Genomic DNA, 20080 nt, shown 5'->3' with positions numbered 1-20080 from the left:
AACTCCAGACCGGTCTGGAACGAGGCGCCGGGTTTGTCATAAATCCGTATTATACAGCATTTGCTTGGCCTTCCCGTGGGACGGAAAGGGCAAGTTCTAGTAAGTATTGAATTATTGCCCCGCCTGCCCTATCTCGGGCCACCGGCGCACCTCAATCGCGCTTGCTGGAGCCGGCGTCACCGGCATTTCTTTTCTGGGAGCGTTCGTTGGACAACGTACTTATCATCGGGGCAGGCGCCGCAGGCTCGGTCGTTGCGAAGAAATGCGCGATGAACCGCGATGTGTTCAAGAAAATCCATCTCGCCTCGCGCCGCATCGAAAGCTGCAAGAAAGTCCAGGCGGAGTGCAAGACGCCGATCGAGATCTCGCAGCTCGACGCCGACAACGTCGCCGACACGGTCGCGCTGCTGAACAAGGTCAAGCCCGACCTCGTGATCAACATGGCGCTTCCCTATCAGGATCTCGCGATCATGGACGCGTGCCTGGAGGCGGGTGTCCACTACATGGACACGGCGAACTATGAGCCGCGCGACGAGGCGAAATTCACCTACAAATATCAGTGGCCGTATAACGACAAGTTCAAGGCCAAGGGGCTGATGGCCGTTCTCGGCTGCGGCTTTGATCCCGGCGTCACAAACGTCTTCTGCTCGTACGCGCAGGAGAACCTTTATGACGAGATCCACACGATCGACATCATCGACTGCAACGCCGGCAGCCACGGCAAGGCGTTCGCTACGAACTTCAATCCGGAGATCAATCTCCGCGAGGTGACCCAGCGCGGCAAATACTGGAAAGACGGCGAATGGATCGAAATCGATCCGTTGTCCATTTCGACGATGATCGACTATCCGGAAGTCGGCCCGGTTAAATCCTACCTCATCTATCATGAGGAGGAAGAGAGCCTCGTCGAGAACATCAAGGGCCTGAAGCAGATCCGCTTCTGGATGACCTTCTCGGACAACTACATCAAGCACCTGGAAGTGCTCCAGAACGTGGGCATGACGCGCATTGATCCCGTCATGTACAAGGGCACGCCTGTCGTGCCGATGGAGTTCCTGAAGGCCGTGCTGCCCGAGCCCTCTTCCCTTGCCGAGAACTACACCGGCAAAACGTCGATCGGCGTCGTCCTCAAGGGCGAGAAGAACGGCAAGAAGAAGCGTTACATGATCTGGAACGTGTGCGACCACGCCGAGACCAACAAAGAGGTCGGCGCGCAGGCGGTTTCCTACACCACCGGCGTTCCGGCGGTCACCGGCGCGATCATGATGTTCAAGGGCATCTGGAAGGGCAAAGGCGTCTTCAACGTCGAGCAGCTGCCGCCGGAGCCTTTCCTCGAGGAACTCGCCGAGCAGGGCCTGCCCTGGCACGTGAAGGAAATCGAGAAGTCCGATCAGAAGAAGCTATTCGCGGTCGAGACTTGATGAGCGAAGCCGAGATCCTTTCGATCCGCAACGAGTTGACGGCCCTTGTGGTCTCCGTCGTCTCGGTGAGTTTCGGAATGATTTCGGCCTACATCGCCGGGCTCTGGCTCTTCCTCAGGGAGGCCCCGGTCTCGCTGCGTTTGCTGGCCTTCGCCCTGCTCTCATGCGGTCTGGCCTTCATGGGCGCGCTGACGCTGGGCCTGAACGAGCTTCTGATGGGCACGGACCGCGCGTGGTCCAAGCTTTCGGGTCCCACGAGCGAGATTCCCGGCTTTGGCAACGCCCGGCCAGAATGGCTCCACGGATTTACCTTGTATGAGGCATCGGCGTTGCTTGGAAGTTTGGCATTCGGTGCCATCTATATCTCGCTCGCCTATCTGACGTTCTTGTACAGACGGCCGGGCTCAACGGCGGCGCCTGTGCGCGTCTCGCCTTGAACCGTTTCCGCCAACCCGACTGGTGATCCGATTTGTCAGAACTTTCGAAACTGAAGCTGCCGTCCTTCGATTGGGCACAATCGATCGCAACGCCTTCATACGTTCTCGACGTTGCGGCGCTGAAGCGCAACCTCGCGCGGGCTGCAGAAATCAAGCGCCAAACCGGCGCAAAGATCCTGCTGGCGACGAAGGCCTTTGCGCTCCCGGCCGCATTTCCGCTGATGCGGGAGGTGCTCGACGGGACGACTGCAAGCGGCGAATACGAGGCGCGGCTCGGCCATGAGGAGTTCGGCAAGGAAGTGCACGTCTATTCGCCGGCCTATGCGCCCGGCGAAGTCGAACGGCTGACCAAGCTCGCGCAGCACATCTATTTTAACTCGCCCGAGCAGATTGCAAAGAACCTGCCCGTCATAAGGCGGCACCCGGAGCTGAAGATCGGCATCCGTATCAATCCGGGCTATTCCAATGCCACGCTTGGCGGTGCGCTCTACGATCCGTGCGCGCCCAACTCCCGCTTCGGCGCTACGCCTGACAGCCTTGATCGCGTGCCGTGGGATGAGGTCGATATCCTTCATGTGCACGCGCTCTGCGAGTCGGGCCACGATGGATCGGTCGGCCTCATCGAGCACGTTGGGCGGACGTTTGGTGATTACGTCCGGCGCGTCAAAACCGTGAACTTCGGCGGCGGCCATTTCATCAATAAGCCGGGCTACGACATCGGCAAACTGATCGCCGCGATCAACGCGTTCAAAACCGCGTTCAACGTCGATGTCGTTCTGGAGCCAGGTGCGGGTCTTGTGGTCAACACCGGCTATCTCGTCGGCAGTGTTCTCGATATCCATCGCAACGGAAAGGATATCGCGATCCTCGATGCCTCTGCGTCGACCCATATGCCCGACGTTCTCGAGGTGCCCTACACCCCTGAGGTGGTCGGCGCCGCAGCGCCGGGCGAGAAACCGCACTCGTACATCCTGGGCGGGAAGACGTGCATGACCGGGGACATCATCGGTGAATACTCTTTCGACCGGCCACTGCAGGTTGGCGATCGCATCATTTTTACCGATATGATGCAGTATTCCTTCGTCAAAAATAACACGTTCAATGGCGTGCCCCTCCCCGATCTCGCCATTCTGGAGGAGGATGGGTCAACACGGATACTTCGGTCATTCGGCTACGATGAATTCCGCCGCCGCCTCGGATAACAATAGAGGTAGCGTGCGTGCGCCCCTGATGCGCTGAACAACGACGGCCAATCATCAACACGGCGGATATCATGAAGTCAGAGAACCCCAAGCCAGTCCTGCTTGCCGACTATCGTCCGCCGGAATTTCTGATCGACACGGTTCATCTCGACATCGCACTCGCGCCGGCGAAGACGCGCGTCGCCTCGAAGCTCACCATCAGGCGCAATCCGGCTTCCGATGCAGGCAGCAAAGCGCCGCTGAAGCTCGACGGTGAGTATCTCAAGCTCGAAGGCATCGCGCTCGACGGGAAGAAGCTCAAGCCTTCAGCCTATCGCGTCGACGACACGAGCCTGACGATCCTGGCGCCGCCGAAGGAGCCGTTCACGCTCGAGATCGAGACCGTCGTCAATCCCAAAGGCAATACGGCGCTGCAGGGAATTTATCTCTCCCGCGGCGTCTACTGCTCACAGTGCGAAGCGCAAGGGTTCCGGCGGATTACCTATTTCCTCGACCGGCCGGACGTTCTCGCCAAATATACCGTTCGTCTCGAAGCCGATATTGAGACGGCTCCCGTTCTCTTGGCGAATGGCAACCCCGTGGAGCGCGGCACGCTTGCGGGCGGCGAGCGCCATTACGCGGTCTGGCACGATCCACATCCGAAGCCATCGTATCTCTTCGCAATCGTCGGGGGCGATCTTTCGCCTGTCGCCTCGACCTTCAAGACGAAGTCGGGGCGCGAGGTTGACCTGCGCATTTACGTCGAGCGGGGCAAGGAGCCTCGCGCGCATTGGGCGATGGAATCCCTCAAGCGCGCCATGCGTTGGGACGAACAGCGCTTCGGACGCGAGTACGATCTCGACGTGTTCAACATTGTCGCCGTCTCCGATTTCAACATGGGAGCGATGGAGAACAAGGGCCTCAACATCTTCAACGACCGGCTGATCCTCGCCTCTCCGGAAACCGCCACCGATTCAAACTATGAATCGATCGAGAGCGTCGTCGCGCACGAGTACTTCCACAACTGGACCGGCAACCGCATCACCTGCCGCGATTGGTTCCAGCTCTGCCTCAAAGAAGGCCTGACCGTTTACCGCGACCAGGAATTTTCCGCCGACTTGCGCAGCGCCACCGTGCAGCGCATTTCCGACGTGCGTCAGCTCAAAGCCCTGCAGTTTCCCGAGGATCAGGGCCCGCTCGCGCATCCCGTGCGGCCGGAGAGCTACGTCGAGATCAACAACTTCTACACACCGACTGTCTACGAGAAGGGCGCTGAAGTCGTTCGCATGATCGAGACCATCCTCGGTCCGAAAAAGTTTCGCGAAGGCATGGATCTCTATTTCGAGCGCCATGACGGACAGGCTGTGACGATCGAGGATTTCATCGCCTGCTTCGCGGATGTGAGCGGCCAGGACTTTTCTCAGTTCCACCGCTGGTATTCGCAGGCCGGAACGCCGGAACTCGTGTGCGATCTCACCTACGACAAGCGCCGGAAGTCGGCTGAGCTCACTGTCCATCAGGTGCTGAAGCCCTCGCCTGGCCGGGCCAAAAAGCAGCCTTATCTCATCCCGCTCAGCATGGCACTGCTGGGTGAGAACGGCAAAGAAATGGACCTTGAGGTGACGGGCGGTACGAAGATCCGGGATGGCGTCATGGCCGTCACCGAGCGCTCTACGACGTTCAAATTCAAGGGTGTCACGTCGCGGCCCGTTCCGTCGCTGCTGCGCGGGTTCTCGGCTCCCGTGACCGTTACGATGTCGCTGTCGGATCAGGATCTCGCATTCCTGATGCATCACGACAGTGACCTCTTCAATCGCTGGCAGGCAAGCAACGCGTATACGACACGGAGCATTATCGGCCTGCTCGATTCCAAGCGGCCGAAGTCAGTTGTCGGCGGCAAGTCGGCAAAGCTTGCAGATGCCCTTCGTTTCGCGTTGCGGGATGGGGAACTCGACGACGCCTACAAAGCCGAGTTGCTGAAGCTTCCTTCCGTGGCGGATGTCGCGCGTGAGAAGGCGCGCCGCGTCGATCATGCGAGTATTTACAATGCGCATCGCCTCTTTGCGCGCAGCGTTGGCGAGAAGCTCGGCGAGGATCTCGTGGATCTCTACACGGAACGTTCCCGGGAGAAGAAGTTCTCACCCGACGCGAAGAGCGCTGGCCGGCGGGCGTTGCGGAATGCCGCGCTGACGCTTCTCACCGCGCGCGAGACCGGCGACGACTTCGAACGGGTCGAGGCTCATTATCGCAAAGCCTCGAACATGACCGACGCCTGCCACGCGCTGTTCCTGATCGCGGGCGTCGACGCTCCCGGCCGTGAGACAATTCTTCACGACTTCTTCGAACGCTGGAAGGACGATCACCTCGTCATCGACATGTGGTTTGCCGCGCAGGCGCAATCGCCAAGGCCGGAAGTGCTCGATGAGGTGAAGGCGCTGTGCCGGCATCCACTCTTCAAGATCACGACGCCAAACAAAGTTCGCGCGCTTATCGGCACATTTGCCTTGGGCAATCCTCTGCAGTTCAATCGTCCCGATGGCGCCGGTTATGACTTCCTCGCCGATAAGGTCCTCGAGATCGATCAGTTCAATCCGCAGGTGGCGGCGCGAATGCTCGGCGCCTTCCGCAGCTATCGCTCGCTCGAGCCGGTTCGCAAAGGGTTGGCTAAGTCTGCCCTGAAACGGGTTGCTGCCGCCTCGATTTCGCGCGATTGCCACGAGATCGTCTCGCGGATGCTCGAGGACTAATCGAGCACTTCCGCCACACTCGGCGGCCGTTATGCTCAGTCCGCCGTCCATGGCGACAAAATTGATTCCCTCGCGATTTTTTCTCCCTCGACAGGTGAGTCGCAAATCGGCGATTGTCGAATCATGCCCTGGGACATGAACGTCCAACGCTTTTTACGGCCGGGCTCTTAGACAAAACTCAGCAAGGGAATTCGAGATGGCTCGGACGTGGTCCGCTCCTCAACGGGAAAGCTTTGCCCGCCTCAATGGCGCGCGGCAACAGGCTGCCGGAGAGGCCGGAAGCGGTGCGGGCGTCTCCCGCCGCGGGTTTATCTTGCTGTTCGCCGGTGTTCTGACCACAGCGGGCGCGATCGTTCCGCAGCTCGACACTCAGCAGCTTTCCACGCTGCTGCTCGCCGCCGGAGCGAGCCTTGCTGCAGCGGTGGTCTTCCTTCCCGCACGCGCTTCCAGAAATCGGAAGGAGAGCCCCCGCCCCGCGCGCGCTCCGCAGCCCCCTTCCCCGCCGTCTGCGTTCGATGGGCGGCAGCAAGTCCGCTTTCCTGAACTCTTCCAGGCGGGACCGGCCGAGGCGTCGCTGGACCGCGCCGCTTGGGCGAAGCTCACCGCGCACATGAGCCACGAACTCCGCACACCGCTGAATGCGGTGCTCGGTTTCTCAGAGATCATGAGCAAAGAGGTTTTCGGTCCGATCGGGTCCAACTACGGTCCTTACGCCCGGGATATTCACGCGAGCGGCCGCATTCTGCTCAAGCGCGCCGAAGATGCGCTCGCCATCACGGCACTGCTTACGGCTCCCGCAAGCCAGGCGCGTCAGACAAGCCGCCTCGCAGTCGTCCTCGATGAAGCCTGCGCATTCTCAGCTCCCGACCTCGCCGCCCGCTCGATTTCAGTTGTGAGAGATAACAACGCCGGCTGCGATATCCTTGGCGATCATCAGGCGATGCGCCAGTTGCTGATCAACCTCATCGGCGAAGCGGTGCGTAAGGGCGCGGCGGATGCATCGCTGCGGATCGAAACAAACTTCCGGCCCGGCGCAGTCGATGTTTCGCTCGCCATCCCCGCCTGCAAGACGGGTGCGGCGCAGGACGATGGCTTCGGGATGATCCTGGCGCGTACCCTGTCGGAACTTTCGGGCGCCGAACTCATGACCTCGGTGACTGACGGCTGCTGCCGGTGGACGGTGCGCCTGCTGCCTGCCGCCCAGCACGATCTCTTCCAGGCGGCCGCCTAAGGGCAAGGCTTCTTTCCCTCCGGAGCCGCCCTTCCCATCCAGCGCTGAAGCTTTCGTCAGATCCCGGTCATCGCCCGATCACGTGCGATCTGAAAAAGCACTAGCGATCACCCTCGGGATCTCCCGAGGATGATCAAGTAGCGCGCGCAAGCGTTCAGCTAGTGACGCGCTATCAGTCCCGCTTGGTGCCGTCGTTCGCGGAGGCTTCGCTTTGCGGCTTCAGCAGGCTCGCGCGCCGCGCCTCACGCCATGACTGCAGGATTTTCCGTTCCTCGGGGGTCAGGTTTGCTGCTGTCTCGGCCATCGCATTGTTCAGCGCCGTCTTGTAAACGTTTTCCGTCTCGCGGAGCTTCGCCAGCGCCTCTGCAAACTTCGCCTTGTCGAAGGGCTCTTGCGTCAGCAGCGCGTTGGCTGCGAGCCAGTTCTGTTTGACCTCCGCCCGCAGGTCCTTCACCGCCTCGCGCGCGCCGGTGATCTCGTTCCTGACAGCCACCTGGCGATCAGAGGGAAGGTGCTTCACGAACCCCAATAGGCCCGGCTCGATCGTCGCCGAGCTCTTCTGATGATGATGCCAGGCTGCAGCGGCAAACAAGCCGACGAACACCAGGTTCAGCGCGAGCGATGCGATGAATGCCGGATAGAGATATCGCGAGCGGGTAGGCGCAAGATTATTCACTTCAACCGTCACAGTAGGTCCTCATCCAGCAAAACGTCCGTGTCGTCCGATTGCGCGATCCGGGTGGCGCTGGCGTTTTCACTCGCACCGAGGATGACCTCGGCGCTCGAGTTCAGAAAATTCAGCTGGCCTGCAAACACGCCAAGCACCAGCGAGGCTGCCAGTGCGGTGGCGGCAAAGCCGTGGTGACGGCGCTGCCAGCCCCACGCGGCGGCGCGCTCCGTGGCGCGAGGACCGGAGGGTGAACCGTTCGCCACGACGCGCGGCTGACGTTCGGCCGTCGCCATGATCCGCTGGCTCAAGCCTTCAAGCCGACTCTGATCGTATTGCGGCGCCTGATCGAGAAGCCGGTCGAAAGCCTCTGCGTCTCTCAACATGCGTTGCGCTTCGCTGCTGCTGGCGATCAAGCCTGACAAAGCGAGACGCAACGGCGCCGGCCAACGCGTACGGTCTGCACCATAGGCGTCGAGCGCGGCTTCTAACTTGTCGAGCCCCACGGGGCCTAGACTATTGCGTGACATCGTTCTGCCGTCTCCCGCACTCAGAGGCCGCTGTCATTACGCAGCGCCTCCCAATCCGCTCTCAAATCCGCTTTAAGCTGCCGCCGCGCCCGGCCCAGGAGCGACTCGACCGCTTCATCGGAAACTCCCATTACTTGGCCGATCTCGATCTGGCTCAGCCCCTCGAAGTGGAAGAGGGTCAACGCCAGGCGTTGCCGGTCCGGTAGTTTCTGCATCGCCAGTTCGACCCGGCGCTGCGTATCCTGGCTCTCGAGGCCGGCCAGCTGCCGGGCTGGCTCTGGAACCTCGGGCAATTCATCAACGACCTTCACCCGGCTCTGACCGCGCACGCGGTCGAGGCAAAGGTTCGAAACGACACGGCGCAACCAGGGCCGGATGCCCGCCGGTCCGATTTCGAGCGTCGCGCTCGAGCGCCATAGCCGCAAGAATGCCTCCTGCGCCGCGTCTTCGGCCTCCGCGTCATCCCGCAACATGCGGCGCGCCACGGCGACGATGCTGCCGAGGTGGCGGGCCATCAGCAGCCGGAACGCGGCGCCGTCGCCGCTGCCGACCGCGGCAACGAGCTCAGCTTCGTCCGTCCGGCTCTCGGCCGCCAGCCGCGGAGCAGCCTGGCCACCATCGGTCCTCGTCGCCGCCACTAATCCTCTCGACATGCCTGTTAGCCTGCCTCGCGCTCAACGCCGCGGATTTGAGCGGCCCCGAAAGGCCTTGAGATCCGTGCCGGTCATCGCAAGAACGGCATAACCTGCCACAATCCGTCGCCGATGTGCAAAGGCCTACGAAATCAGGCGGTCGAAGGCTTCCCGGACATCACTCAGCGTCCGTTGCAGCTTCAGTTCAAGGTCGGCAAATGATGCCGTCTCGCCCGAGCGAACCAGCAAAGCCTTAAGTCCTTCAGGGGCTTGGGCCGGATCGAAGCGGCCTTCGAGCGTCAGGCGCAGGACCTGCGTCAGGTCATGCAGGAGCTGCCCGCCTTCCGACAGCAGGCGGTAGTCGGCCTCGCTGATCAGGCCCTCCGCGGCTGCGGCCGCGAGTGCGACAAGAGTGGTCTGGCTCAGAATTCCCGGATGATCGGCGGCATGCACGAGTTGGAGATGCTGCGTGATGAACTCCAGATCGACCAACCCACCCCTCACCTGCTTCAAGTCCCAGATGTCGGACGTCGCCTTCTCGGCTGCGATGCGCTGGCGCATGTCGAGAATGTCGGCGGTGATTTTCGCCGGGTCGCGCCGGGCTGTCAGGACCTTGCGGATCTCGGCTTCAACGCGCGAGCCCAGCTCGCGTGAACCCGCGATCACGCGCGCTCGCGTCAGCGCCATGTGCTCCCACGTCCAGGCTTCGTTCGTCTGATAATTCGAAAAGCTCGACAGGCGCGTGGCGACAGGGCCCTGTTGACCCGATGGCCGGAGCCGCATGTCGACGTCGTAAAGTGCGCCTTCGGCCGTGCGCGCCGAGATGGCCGTGATCAGACGCTGCGTCAGGCGGCTGTAATAATGCGAGGGGGATAGCGGCTTCTCGCCATCCGACTGCTCGGCCTCGACATCGAAATCGCAGATCAGGATGAGATCGACGTCGGACGAGGCCGTCATTTCGCGGCCGCCGAGTTTGCCCATCGCGACCACGACGGCGGAACCGCCCGGCACGCGGCCGTGGCTCTCTTCCATCTCGCGGGTGACCTCGGCAAAGAGCGCCGCTATCAGCCGCTCGGCAATCGTTGCATAGGCCGCGCCTGCATCGGCTGCCGATATGCTGCCTCTCAATATTTTGACGCCGACGAGGAATGCCTGCTCGCTGCCGATGCGGCGCGCGGTGTCGAGAATTTCCTGCATCGGGTCGCCGACCGCGGTCGCGTGCGCCATGCGGAATGCATTCAGCACAATTTCGTCGATGGCCGCTCCGGTCACGTCGCCGCCATGCAGCTGCGGATCGAGAACGGCATCGAGCAGACGACGGCGGCGGGAGAGAATGCGTGCCAAGCGCGGCGCGGAGCCCATGATGTCGGCAAACAGCCGGATCAGCCGCGGCTGCGCCTTGAGCAGCGAGAAGAGCTGCACACCCGAGGGCAGCTCGGCGATGAAGCGATCGAAGCTTGCGATCGCCGCGTCCGGGTCGACCGTATCGGCGAGCGCTTCGATGAGCAGCGGCTGCACTTCCGTCAGGCGCTCGCGGGCACGGGCTGAGCGCACCGCCGGCGAGCGGCCGTGGTGCCAGCCGCGCACGATGGCCAGCACCTGCGCCGGTTGCGAGTAGCCGAAGCGCTTTAATGTTTCGATCGTACGCGGGTCATCTTCAGCGCCGGCGAAGACGAGGTTCGACCCTGCGGGCGTCAGCTGCGGCGCCTCGGCGAAGAGCCCATCGTAGTGGGTCTCGACGGTCTCGAGCATCGTCAGGAGGTCGTGGGAAAGTTCGGGCGCACCGGCGTAGCCCGAGAAGCGCGCGAATGTTTCGATTGCGGCCGGGTTTATCGGCACCTCATGCGTCTGCTCGTCGGCCATCATCTGCAGGCGATGTTCGAGGCGGCGCAGAAAGCGGTAGGCTTGCTCGAGGTCTGCACGCACGTCTGCTTTCACCCAGCCGCGCCGTTCGAGCGCCGCCAAGGCATCGAGCGTGGCGCGGACACGCAGATCGGGCTGACGGCCCCCTGCGATCAGCTGCTGGGTTTGCGCGAAGAACTCGATCTCGCGAATGCCGCCGCGGCCGAGCTTGAGATTTTGCCCGCCGACGGAAATCTCGCCGATGTCCTTGTGCGCATGGATTTGACGCTTCATCGCGTGGATATCCGCGATCGCCGCGAAATCGAGATACTTGCGCCAGATGAAGGGCGCGAGTTCGGCCAGGAACGTCTCGCCGGCATCGAGATCCCCCGCGACCGGCCGCGCCTTGATCATCGCGGAGCGTTCCCAATTTTGGCCGACTGTTTCGTAGTAGCCGTGGGCGGCGGCGGTCGAGAGCGCGATTTGCGTTGCGCCCGCGTCGGGCCGCAGCCGCAGATCCGTGCGAAAAACGTAACCATCCGGCGTCCGCTCATCGAGCAGCAATACGAGATCGCGCGTGAGGCGCACGAAAAACGACTGCAGGTCGCCGTCGCCCACGAGCCGGGACTTCTCGCGGTCGAAGAAAATCGTGAGATCGATGTCGCTCGAATAATTGAGTTCGAAGGCGCCGTGCTTGCCCATCGCGAGCACGAAGTAGCCCGACTCCCGCTCTGGCTCTGCTGGATCGAGCGGCTGCCACTGCCCACGTTCGGAGGCGAGGCGAAACAAAAAGCGCACCGCTGTCGCAACGGCTGCGTCCGCGCATTCCGAGAGCTTCCGCGTCACCGTCATCACCGGCCAGACACCGCCGAGATCGGCGAGCGCCGTCAGTAACGCAATCTCAGACTTGTAGATGCGAAGCACGCGTTTGGCCGCGACGAGATCGGCCGCGTCTCGCATTCCCGCGGTCAGCTGTTGCGTGGCATCAGCAAAGCGCGTCTCGGGATCATCGCCGAGGATGCGGGCCAGCCTCGCGAGGTCGCGATTGGCAAGTGTCGTCAGATACGGCGAGCCTTCGAACGTGCCCGTCAGCAGCCTTCCGACGTTCGGATCACCCAGCAGACTTGTAAGCTCTGCGCAGCTGCTCTCGGCTTCCGCCTTCAGCGTGTTGAAGCGTGAGGCGCCAACGCCCTCGGGAAATGCTTGCGGCCACTCGGCGATCTGCGCGGCGAGGCTGGCGGAGGCTGTTCTATCCATGGCCTCACTGTGCCGCAAGACCGGGCTCGGTGTCACCTTGCTGTTGCGGCGCTGCGATCAGGCATTTCTCGGACAGCAGGAGCACGACGCGCAACCCCGGCTGATTGTCTTCGAGGCGAACTTCGCCGTGATGAAGGCGCGCGACGGCGGCGACGAGGCTGAGGCCAAGACCGGTGCCAGGTTTCGTGCGGCTCGCCTCGAGGCGAACGAAGCGCTTCAGCACTTTTTCCCGATCGGCGGCATCGATACCTGGACCGTGGTCGCCGACGGAGATCGCCGGCCGTCCGTCGATCAAGCCCGCGCGAACTGTGATCGCGCTTCCGGGCTCGCCGCCACGCGAATACTTGATCGCGTTGTCGATGAGATTGGCAATCGCCTGACCGATCAATTGGCGGTTGCCGGAGACGAACACCCCCTGTTCGGTTTCGATCGCCAGCGCAAAGCCCGCCTCTTCCGCTGCGGGGGCATAGAGTTCGCTGACATCGGCTGCGAAGCGGCCGAGATCGAACGTCTCGGTGCTTTCCTCCAGGGGACCGGCTTCGAGGCGAGCGATGAGAAGCAGCGCATTGAACGTCTTGATCAGTTCGTCCGCCTTCTCGATCGTTCTTTCGAGACCTTCGCGATAGGCTTCGCCGCCGCGCGGGTCACGCAGCGCGGCTTCGGCCGAATTGCGCAGGCGGTTGAGCGGCGTCTTGAGATCATGGGCGATGTTGTCGGACACCTCGCGAAGGCCGCTCATCAGGCTTTCGATGCGCTCGAGCATCTCGTTGAGGTTCGTCGCCAAGCTATCGAGTTCGCCGCCTCTGCCAGACGTCGGGATGCGGCGCGAAAGATCGCCCGCCATGATCTGCCGGCTCGTGGCTGTGATCTCGTCCATGCGATTGACGATGAGGCGGCTGACGGCAAGACCGCCAAGCAGGCCGACGATCGAGAGCACGCCGAAGCCCAGAAGAAACGTCAGCCGCACCTGATCGGCAAACGCGCGCTGATCTTCGACGTCCCGTCCGATGATGAGATGCAGGCCTCCGCCGACATCGACAGGAATGGCGACCGCGAGGTGCGTTTGGTCTTCACCGCCCGCCGGTTGCTGATAGGTGAAGACGGCGCCGTGGCCCTCGGCTTCGACTTCGGGCGGAATGCGGTTGAGGTTTCCGGCGATCTTCCGGCCGTTGGCGTCAGCCAGATAATAAAGCCCGATGCCTTGGGGACGGGAAAGCGCTGTTACCGTTTCGGTGAGCTTGCCTTGCCCGCCGACCTTCATCTCGGATGACAGAATGCGGGCTTCGGCGTTGAGCGTCGTCAACACCTGATCGGTCAGCAGGTTGTTCGTCTGCCAGAACAGGACGCCGACAACGACCGCGGCGGTAAAAAGGAAAAAGGCTACCGCTAGCGCGCTCAGTCCGAATGTTGTGGTCGACGCCGCCTTCGCGACGCGGTCAAGCAGGGCCGTCACGAATTGTATATCCTGCGCCCCTCACCGTGTGCAGCAATTGCCGGTCGAAGTTCTTGTCGATCTTGGCGCGAAGCCGCGAAACGTGAACGTCGATGACGTTCGTTTGCGGGTCGAAGTGATAGTCCCAGACATGCTCCAGCAGCATCGTGCGCGTGACGACCTGACCGGCATGCTGCATCAGATATTCGAGCAGGCGATATTCGCGCGGCTGCAGCAGAATGTGCTCGCCGCCGCGCGTGACCCGGTGCGAAAGACGGTCGAGCACGAGATCGCCGACGGTGTAACGCGTCTGCTGCTCTTCTGGAGCGGTGCGGCGCCCCAGGGCTTCGACACGGGCCAGGAGTTCTGAATAAGCATAGGGCTTCGTCAAATAGTCGTCGCCACCGGCGCGCAGGCCTTTGACGCGATCATCGACTTCGCCCAGCGCGGAGAGGATGAGTACGGGCGTGCGATTGCCCTCCACCCGCAGCGACTTGATGAGGGACAATCCGTCGAGGCGCGGCAGCATCCGGTCGACGATCAGAACGTCGTAGGCGCCGTCCGTCGCCAGCGCCAAACCGGCTTCGCCATCGTGCGCAAGGTCGGCCGTGTGGCCGTTCTCTTTCAAAGATTTCTGAAGGAAAAGCGCGGTTTCTTTATCGTCTTCAATCACGAGCACGCGCATGATGTCTATCCGACCTTCGCCTTTTCTCCGCTCACTGTTTAGCGGGCTGTGCATCAGACGTCGAGGCAGCCCCGCCAGGGAAATGACGGGGCTGCCCGAAGTTTTCATGGCTGGTTAACCTCAGCCTTTCTTGGAGCTCAACTGAACGGCGACAAAGCGCTTCTGATCCGACGATTTGACGTGCAGAAGAACCGCCGTACGCTTCAGGTCCTGGGCCTTTTTGATGCCCGAGAGAACGTCATCGGGAGAGGCAACCGTCTGGCCCGAAACTTCAAGGATCACGTCGCCCGGCTTCAGACCCTTCTGAGCTGCGTCCGAAGAGGGATCGACCTCGGCGATGGCAACGCCTTCCTCGCCCTCTTTGCCGGTGCGTGCCGGCATCAACGTGAGACCGAGCTGGCTCAGCTCAACGGATGAAGGCTTCGTGTCCTCAGGCGTGTTGCTGTCCTCATCGTTCTCGCCGCTCATCGCTGCTTCGGCGTTCTTGGGGAACAGGCCGAGCTTCACCTTGAGCGTCTGCTCGGCGTTGTTGCGCCAAACCTTGACGTCGACCGGAGTCTCGGGTGCAAGGCCCGCGATCTTGCGCGCAAGGTCGCGGCTGTCGGCGATCTTATCACCATTGACCTGGAGGATGGCGTCCTGGGTCTTGATGCCGGACTTCGCAGCCGGACCGTTCGGCGTCACTTCGCTGACGAGAGCGCCGTGCGCTTCGGGAAGTCCGATGCTCGCGGCGGTGTCCTCATCAACGTTCTGGATCTTCACGCCGAGCCAACCGCGATTGACGGTGCCGCCGGCTTTCAGCTGCTCGACGACGTCCTTCACGGTCTTTGCAGGCACTGCGAAGGCAATGCCGACGTTGCCGCCCGACGGAGAGAAGATCGCCGTATTCACGCCGATGACTTCGCCGTTGATGTTGACGGTCGGACCGCCCGAGTTGCCGCGGTTAACGGCAGCGTCGATCTGCAGGTAATCGTAGGGGCCAGAGCCGATGTCGCGCGCCAGAGCGGAGACAATGCCGGCCGTGACAGTGCCGCCGAGACCGAAGGGGTTGCCGACGGCCAATGCCCAGTCACCCACGCGCGATTCCTTGTCGGCGAGCTTGAGCGTCGGGAACGTCTTCTTGCTTTCGATCTTGATGACGGCGATGTCGGTACGCTGGTCGGTGCCGATCAGCTTGGCATCGTACTTGGTCTCGTCATTGTCGAAGGTGACCTGGATTTTCGTCGCGCCGTCGATGACGTGGTTGTTCGTCACGACGTAGCCGTCAGGCGAAATGACGAAGCCGGAGCCCTGGCCCTGGACGACCTTGGGGCGCTGCTCCTGCTGACCGAATTCTTTCGGCAGGTTCTTGAAGAAGTCGTGGAGCGGGTGATCCGGCGGCAGGTCGGGAAGCGCGAAATTCTTGTCGCCCTTCTTGCCCTTCTCGTTGGAGGCGAGCTTCGAAGCGCCACCGTCGTTGACGACCGCGACGGAGACAACGGCCGGTTTGACCTTCTCGACGATGTCGGCGAACGAAATCGGAGCGGTGCCGAACGGCGTCTGGATCGTCTGCGCGGCGTTATCGGCGCGAACGGGATAAGACGGCGTGAAAAGGCCAATACCCACCACGGCAGCGGCAGCCATCGCGAGCGAGGCCGGTGCGATTCTTGATGCTAGCTTGAAAGGTGAAGTCGTCGACGTCCGGTGGGGCAATCGCATCCCAATGATCTCCAAGATAAATGCGGGCTTGGTCAGCCTTCCTACGAGGCGTAGCGAAGGCGGGATTACGGCAGCATGTCAGGGACGTTAACTGTTGGTAATCTAGTGCCCCGAAGCGGGGGTTTTGCCTAGCTGCGGTCGCGGCTCAAAATGGCGTCGAGCTTGGCTTTTTCCTGCTCGGTCAAGGGCGCACCGGCGGCCGGTTGCACCCGCCGTCCGGACCGCAGCATGAATACGATACCGGCGATCAAAACCAGCAATGGCGTCAGCCAGAGCAGGAGGGTCGAGGTCTCGAGCGGCGGCTTCAAGAGAACGAATTTGCCGTAGCGGGCGACGATGTAGTCGAGGACCTGCTCGTCGGAATCCTTGGCGAGCAGGCGCTCGCGCACGAGCCGGCGCAGGTCGGCCGCCAAGGGGGCGTCGCTGTCGTCGATCGATTCGTTCTGGCAGACGAGGCAGCGCAGCTCGGCCGAGATGGTTCGGGCCCGCTGTTCGAGGGCCGGATCGGCGAGCATTTCTCCGGGCTGAACGGCTACAGCGAGCGGTGCGGCCGCCATGAGCGTCCACGCCGTCAGAAATGCCATTGCGCAGTAGCGCCACCGAGATCTCATTCCGCTGGCACCGCTATTGGCTGGCGTGATTTCGCCGGGGCGCCGACGCGCAGGCGCCGGTCGGACAGCGAGAACCCGCCGCCGATGAACATGATCAAGGCGCCGAGCCAGATGAACCGCACGAGTGGGTTGAAATAGGCTCTCACCGCATAGCCCCCGCCGGGCTGGGCGTCGCCGATGACGAGATAAAGATCGCCGCGCCAAGACGCGTGAATGCCGGACTCGGTCGTCGATTGCGGCGGGGCGTCGTAGAGGCGCTTCGAGGGCGTCAGCTGCGTGATTGTCTGACCGTCACGCTTCACGTCGAACTCGGCGAGGTCATCGATATAGTTCGGTCCCCGCGCACGCTCGACCCGGTTGAAGGTCACGTCGTAGCCGTTGATGGCGAGCGTCTCGCCGGGTTTCATCGCCAGGATGTGCTCCTCGCGATAGGCGCTCGTGGCAACGATGCCGACGACGAGCATGCCGATGCCGAAATGCGCCAGCAGCGTTCCATAGGCGGAGCGTGGCAGATTTCTTGCGCGGCGGACGACTTCATCAAAACCGGCCGAGCCCACCTTCACGCGATGGGCCCATTCGGCGATGGCGCCGGCCATCACGTAGACACCCAGCGCGATGCCGAAGGGCGCGAGCCAAGGCCCGCGATGCTCGACAGCGAAGACCGCGACGACGGCCACCAGCGCTGCGCCGAAGGCGAACGCCAGACGTTGCATCGCGCCAGCGAAATCGCCGCGTTTCCACGCCAGCATCGGTCCCACGGGCAGCGCGATGAGGAGCGGTATCATCAGCGGCCCGAACGTCATGTCGAAGAACGGCGGCCCGACCGAAATCTTTTCGCCCGTGAGGCCTTCGAGCGCCATCGGATAGAGCGTGCCGACGAGCACCGTCGCCGCGCCCGTCACCAAAAGGAGATTGTTGAGGACGAGGCTGCCTTCGCGGCTGATCGGCTGGAAGAGCCCGCCCGCCTGCATGTCCTTGGCGCGCAGCGCGAAGAGCGCCAGTCCGCCCCCGGTAAAGAGCACCAGAATGGCCAGAATGAAGACGCCGCGCGCCGGATCGACGGCGAAGGAATGGACCGACGTCAGCACGCCGGAGCGGACGATGAACGTGCCCATCAGCGACAGCGAGAACGTCAGGATCGCGAGCAGCACGGTCCAGATCTTCAACGCTTCGCGCTTTTCCATTACGAGCGCGGAATGGAGAAGCGCCGTTCCCGCGAGCCACGGCATGAAGGATGCGTTCTCGACCGGATCCCAGAACCACCAGCCGCCCCAGCCAAGTTCGTAATAGGCCCACCAGGAGCCCATCGCGATGCCGATGGTCAGGAACATCCAGGCTGCGAGCGTCCACGGCCGCACCCAGCGCGCCCAGGCGGCATCAATGCGTCCCTCGATCAGCGCGGCGATCGCGAAGGAGAATGCAATCGAGAAGCCGACGTAGCCCATGTAGAGGAATGGCGGATGGAAGGCGAGCGCCGGATCCTGCAGGATCGGGTTCAAACCGTTCCCATCGGATGGCGCCGGATCGAGGCGCGTGAAGGGATTGGACGTCAGCAGCGAGAAGAGCAGGAACGCGACGGCAATCGAGGCCTGCACGGAAAGAACGCGAGCCTTCAGGCTCGCCGGAAGATTGTTGCCGAAAACCGCAACGGCCGCACCAAAGAGCGCGAGGATCAGCACCCACAGCAGCATCGAGCCTTCGTGATTGCCCCAGACGCCGGCCAACTTGTAAAGCATCGGCTTCGTCGAGTGCGAGTTCTGCGCGACGTTCAGAACCGAGAAGTCCGAGGTCGCGTAGGCATGCATCAACGCGAAGAAGGCGATGGCCGTGAGGAAGAGCTGAGACACCGCGGCCGGGTCGGCCACGCGCATCATGCGCTCATCCTTGATGGACGCGCCGATCGCAGGAATGACGACCTGCACAACGGCAACCAGCAAGGCGAGGATCAGCGCGAAATGTCCGAGTTCTACGATCACGGCATATCCTTCTAAGGCATCTGCGCCTTGACTTGGCCGGGATGGGCGCTCTCGCCGAGCTTCACACCCTTGCTTTCGAGCGACTTGGCGACTTCGCGCGGCATGTAGTTTTCATCGTGCTTGGCCAGCACGCTATCGGCTTTGAATTGCCCGTCAGGCTTGAGCACGCCTTCGGCGACGACGCCTTGCCCTTCCCTGAACAGGTCGGGCAGCACGCCGGTAAAGCTAACCGGAATTTCTTTCAGCGTATCGGTTACTTTGAACGTAATCGTTGTCCCCTGCCCACGCACGACGGAGCCCGCCTCCACCAAACCGCCCAAGCGGATGCGCTGGCCGGGCTGAACACCCTTCTCTACGATGTCGCTTGGCGTATGGAAGAAGACGATGCTGTCCTGCAAAGCAAAGAGCACCAGGATGAGCGCGACGGCGAGCGTTCCCACTCCGCCACCGATCAGAACTGCGCGCTTCTGTTTTCGTGTCATTGCTCGACCTCTGTGCGTCAGCTTCCAAGGCCTAGCTGGCGTGCGAGATTTTCAACCTCGGCCAAGCCCACCTGATTGCCTTTGAGATTGGCGCGGGCATCGGTCAAGGCTTTGACCGCATCATCACGGCGGCCCAAGATCTGATAGGCGCGGATCAATCTTACCCAGCCTTCCGCGTCGCTGCCATTGGACTTTAGGCGGGCGGCCAAGCTGTCGACCATACGGGTGACGACGGCTTGGCGTTCCTCGGGCGGCATATTCATGATGGCCGCAGCGTCGGGATTATTTGGCTGCGCGGTGGGCGTTGGGGCGGCCGGCGCTGCCGTTGCCTGCTTGTCAGGCTTTGCGCTGCCCGGCCCTTTGCCGAGGTTGGCTAAGCGATCTTCAAGCGCCTTGCGCCAAGGCGCATGTTCGGGTGCTTCGTCGATGAGTTTGCGATAATCGGCGGCCGCTTCCGTCAGCCGTCCGTCCTGTTCCTTGGCGAGCGCCAGCCAAATGCGCGGCTCCGTTGCATTGGGTTCGGTCGTCAGGATTTGCTCGAGGGCCTTGCGCGCATCTTCAGGAACGATACCGTTTTCAAGATGAATGCGCGCGTTGGCGAAGCCCTGCAGACGCCGGGGCGTTGGCCCGATCAGGCGGATGGCGTTCCGGTAGGCGGTAGCCGCGTCTTCGTATCGTCCAGTTGCATAATAGACCGGCGCGATCACATCCCAGCCCGTGCCGTCTTCCGGATGCTCGCGCAGCCGCTCTTCGACCTTGGCGATGAGATCATTCGGCTTGTTGGACTGGGCGGCTGCAGCGAGACGCTCGCTCAAGGGCTGTCCGGGCAAGCCGGGTGCGCCGTAGGCGAGATAGAGCGCGAGGCTTGCAACGGGCAAAGCCAGCGTCGTGGCAATCGAGACGGCTTTGATGACGCGGCTTGAACCATTCGCTCCCGAGCGATGGCTGGACTGAGAAGCGCCCTCGGTCGCACGCAAGATGCGGCGCCCGATTTCGGCACGTGCGCTTTCGGCGTCCGCCTTTGCGAGCGTTCCGCGCGCTTCATCAGCGGCTATTTCTTTGAGCTGATCCTTGTAGACCGCGATGTCGGCGTCGGCGGCCTCGGCTGGCGCTGACGAGGGACGCGTCAGCGGCAGTGTAATGGCGAGCGTCACGGCTGCCACCAATCCGGCCACTAGAATCCAAAAAACCATCGCGGCGCGATCCTCAAGCTTCGCTGCAGGGAATAGGATCGCGGGTCTGCCTAGGCAA

16 protein-coding genes are annotated in these 20080 nt (G+C 62.3%); 5 read left to right on the top strand and 11 right to left on the bottom strand.

Annotated features, from left to right (window positions below):
* Positions 1-206 precede the first annotated feature (206 nt).
* The 5 genes from VFG26_RS15810 (at position 207) to VFG26_RS15790 (ending at position 7017) form a co-directional block, all read left to right on the top strand.
* Positions 207-1421: a saccharopine dehydrogenase family protein gene (locus tag VFG26_RS15810; protein WP_325026989.1), complete on the top strand. Its 1215-nt coding sequence runs from the start codon at positions 207-209 to the stop codon at positions 1419-1421.
* Positions 1421-1858 carry a hypothetical protein gene (locus tag VFG26_RS15805; RefSeq protein ID WP_325026988.1) on the top strand — a complete coding sequence of 146 codons (438 nt, stop codon included), beginning with the start codon at positions 1421-1423 and terminating at the stop codon, positions 1856-1858. Before VFG26_RS15810 ends, VFG26_RS15805 begins: the two co-directional genes overlap by 1 nt.
* A gap of 32 nt (positions 1859-1890) precedes the next feature.
* Positions 1891-3060 carry a carboxynorspermidine decarboxylase gene (gene nspC / locus VFG26_RS15800; protein WP_325026987.1) on the top strand — a complete coding sequence of 390 codons (1170 nt, stop codon included), beginning with the start codon at positions 1891-1893 and terminating at the stop codon, positions 3058-3060.
* Between the two features lie 71 nt (positions 3061-3131).
* Positions 3132-5786 carry an aminopeptidase N gene (gene pepN / locus VFG26_RS15795; protein WP_325026986.1) on the top strand — a complete coding sequence of 885 codons (2655 nt, stop codon included), beginning with the start codon at positions 3132-3134 and terminating at the stop codon, positions 5784-5786.
* Positions 5787-5982: 196 nt separating this feature from the next.
* Entirely contained in the window at positions 5983-7017 is a 1035-nt protein-coding gene (locus tag VFG26_RS15790; protein ID WP_325026985.1) for a sensor histidine kinase, read from the top strand.
* Positions 7018-7189: 172 nt separating this feature from the next.
* Here VFG26_RS15790 and VFG26_RS15785 read toward each other — a convergent pair whose 3' ends face one another.
* The 11 genes from VFG26_RS15785 to ccmI all read right to left on the bottom strand — a co-directional run bounded on the left by VFG26_RS15785 (position 7190) and on the right by ccmI (position 20022).
* Positions 7190-7705: a periplasmic heavy metal sensor gene (locus VFG26_RS15785; RefSeq protein WP_325026984.1), complete on the bottom strand. Its 516-nt coding sequence runs from the start codon at positions 7703-7705 to the stop codon at positions 7190-7192.
* The gene (locus VFG26_RS15780; RefSeq protein ID WP_325026983.1) at positions 7702-8214 is read right to left on the bottom strand and encodes a hypothetical protein; all 513 of its coding nucleotides are present in this window, start codon (positions 8212-8214) and stop codon (positions 7702-7704) included. Before VFG26_RS15780 ends, VFG26_RS15785 begins: the two co-directional genes overlap by 4 nt.
* A gap of 20 nt (positions 8215-8234) precedes the next feature.
* Entirely contained in the window at positions 8235-8867 is a 633-nt protein-coding gene (locus tag VFG26_RS15775) for a sigma-70 family RNA polymerase sigma factor (RefSeq protein ID WP_325026982.1), read from the bottom strand.
* A gap of 123 nt (positions 8868-8990) precedes the next feature.
* Positions 8991-11945 (bottom strand): bifunctional [glutamine synthetase] adenylyltransferase/[glutamine synthetase]-adenylyl-L-tyrosine phosphorylase, encoded by a 2955-nt coding sequence (locus VFG26_RS15770; protein WP_325026981.1) that lies wholly within the window; start codon positions 11943-11945, stop codon positions 8991-8993.
* A 4-nt stretch (positions 11946-11949) separates the two neighbouring features.
* On the bottom strand, positions 11950-13398 hold the full coding sequence (locus tag VFG26_RS15765) for a HAMP domain-containing sensor histidine kinase (RefSeq protein WP_325026980.1): 1449 nt from the start codon (positions 13396-13398) through the stop codon (positions 11950-11952).
* The gene (locus tag VFG26_RS15760) at positions 13382-14062 is read right to left on the bottom strand and encodes a response regulator transcription factor (RefSeq protein WP_325026979.1); all 681 of its coding nucleotides are present in this window, start codon (positions 14060-14062) and stop codon (positions 13382-13384) included. Before VFG26_RS15760 ends, VFG26_RS15765 begins: the two co-directional genes overlap by 17 nt.
* 120 nt (positions 14063-14182) lie before the next feature.
* Positions 14183-15760 (bottom strand): Do family serine endopeptidase, encoded by a 1578-nt coding sequence (locus VFG26_RS15755; RefSeq protein ID WP_325026978.1) that lies wholly within the window; start codon positions 15758-15760, stop codon positions 14183-14185.
* 128 nt (positions 15761-15888) lie between these two features.
* Positions 15889-16317 (bottom strand): cytochrome c-type biogenesis protein, encoded by a 429-nt coding sequence (locus VFG26_RS15750; protein ID WP_325026977.1) that lies wholly within the window; start codon positions 16315-16317, stop codon positions 15889-15891.
* A gap of 50 nt (positions 16318-16367) precedes the next feature.
* Entirely contained in the window at positions 16368-18347 is a 1980-nt protein-coding gene (locus VFG26_RS15745) for a heme lyase CcmF/NrfE family subunit (protein ID WP_325026976.1), read from the bottom strand.
* Positions 18348-18358: 11 nt separating this feature from the next.
* Entirely contained in the window at positions 18359-18829 is a 471-nt protein-coding gene (gene ccmE / locus VFG26_RS15740) for a cytochrome c maturation protein CcmE (protein WP_325026975.1), read from the bottom strand.
* Positions 18830-18846: 17 nt separating this feature from the next.
* Positions 18847-20022 (bottom strand): c-type cytochrome biogenesis protein CcmI, encoded by a 1176-nt coding sequence (gene ccmI / locus VFG26_RS15735; RefSeq protein WP_325026974.1) that lies wholly within the window; start codon positions 20020-20022, stop codon positions 18847-18849.
* Positions 20023-20080: the final 58 nt, after the last annotated feature.

Origin of the sequence: Hyphomicrobium sp. (assembly GCF_035687085.1) — a bacterium.
Taxonomy (GTDB): Bacteria; Pseudomonadota; Alphaproteobacteria; order Rhizobiales; family Hyphomicrobiaceae; genus Hyphomicrobium_B.
The sequence above is the reverse complement of the archived record's forward strand: the minus strand, read 5'-3'. Positions and strand labels throughout refer to the sequence as shown.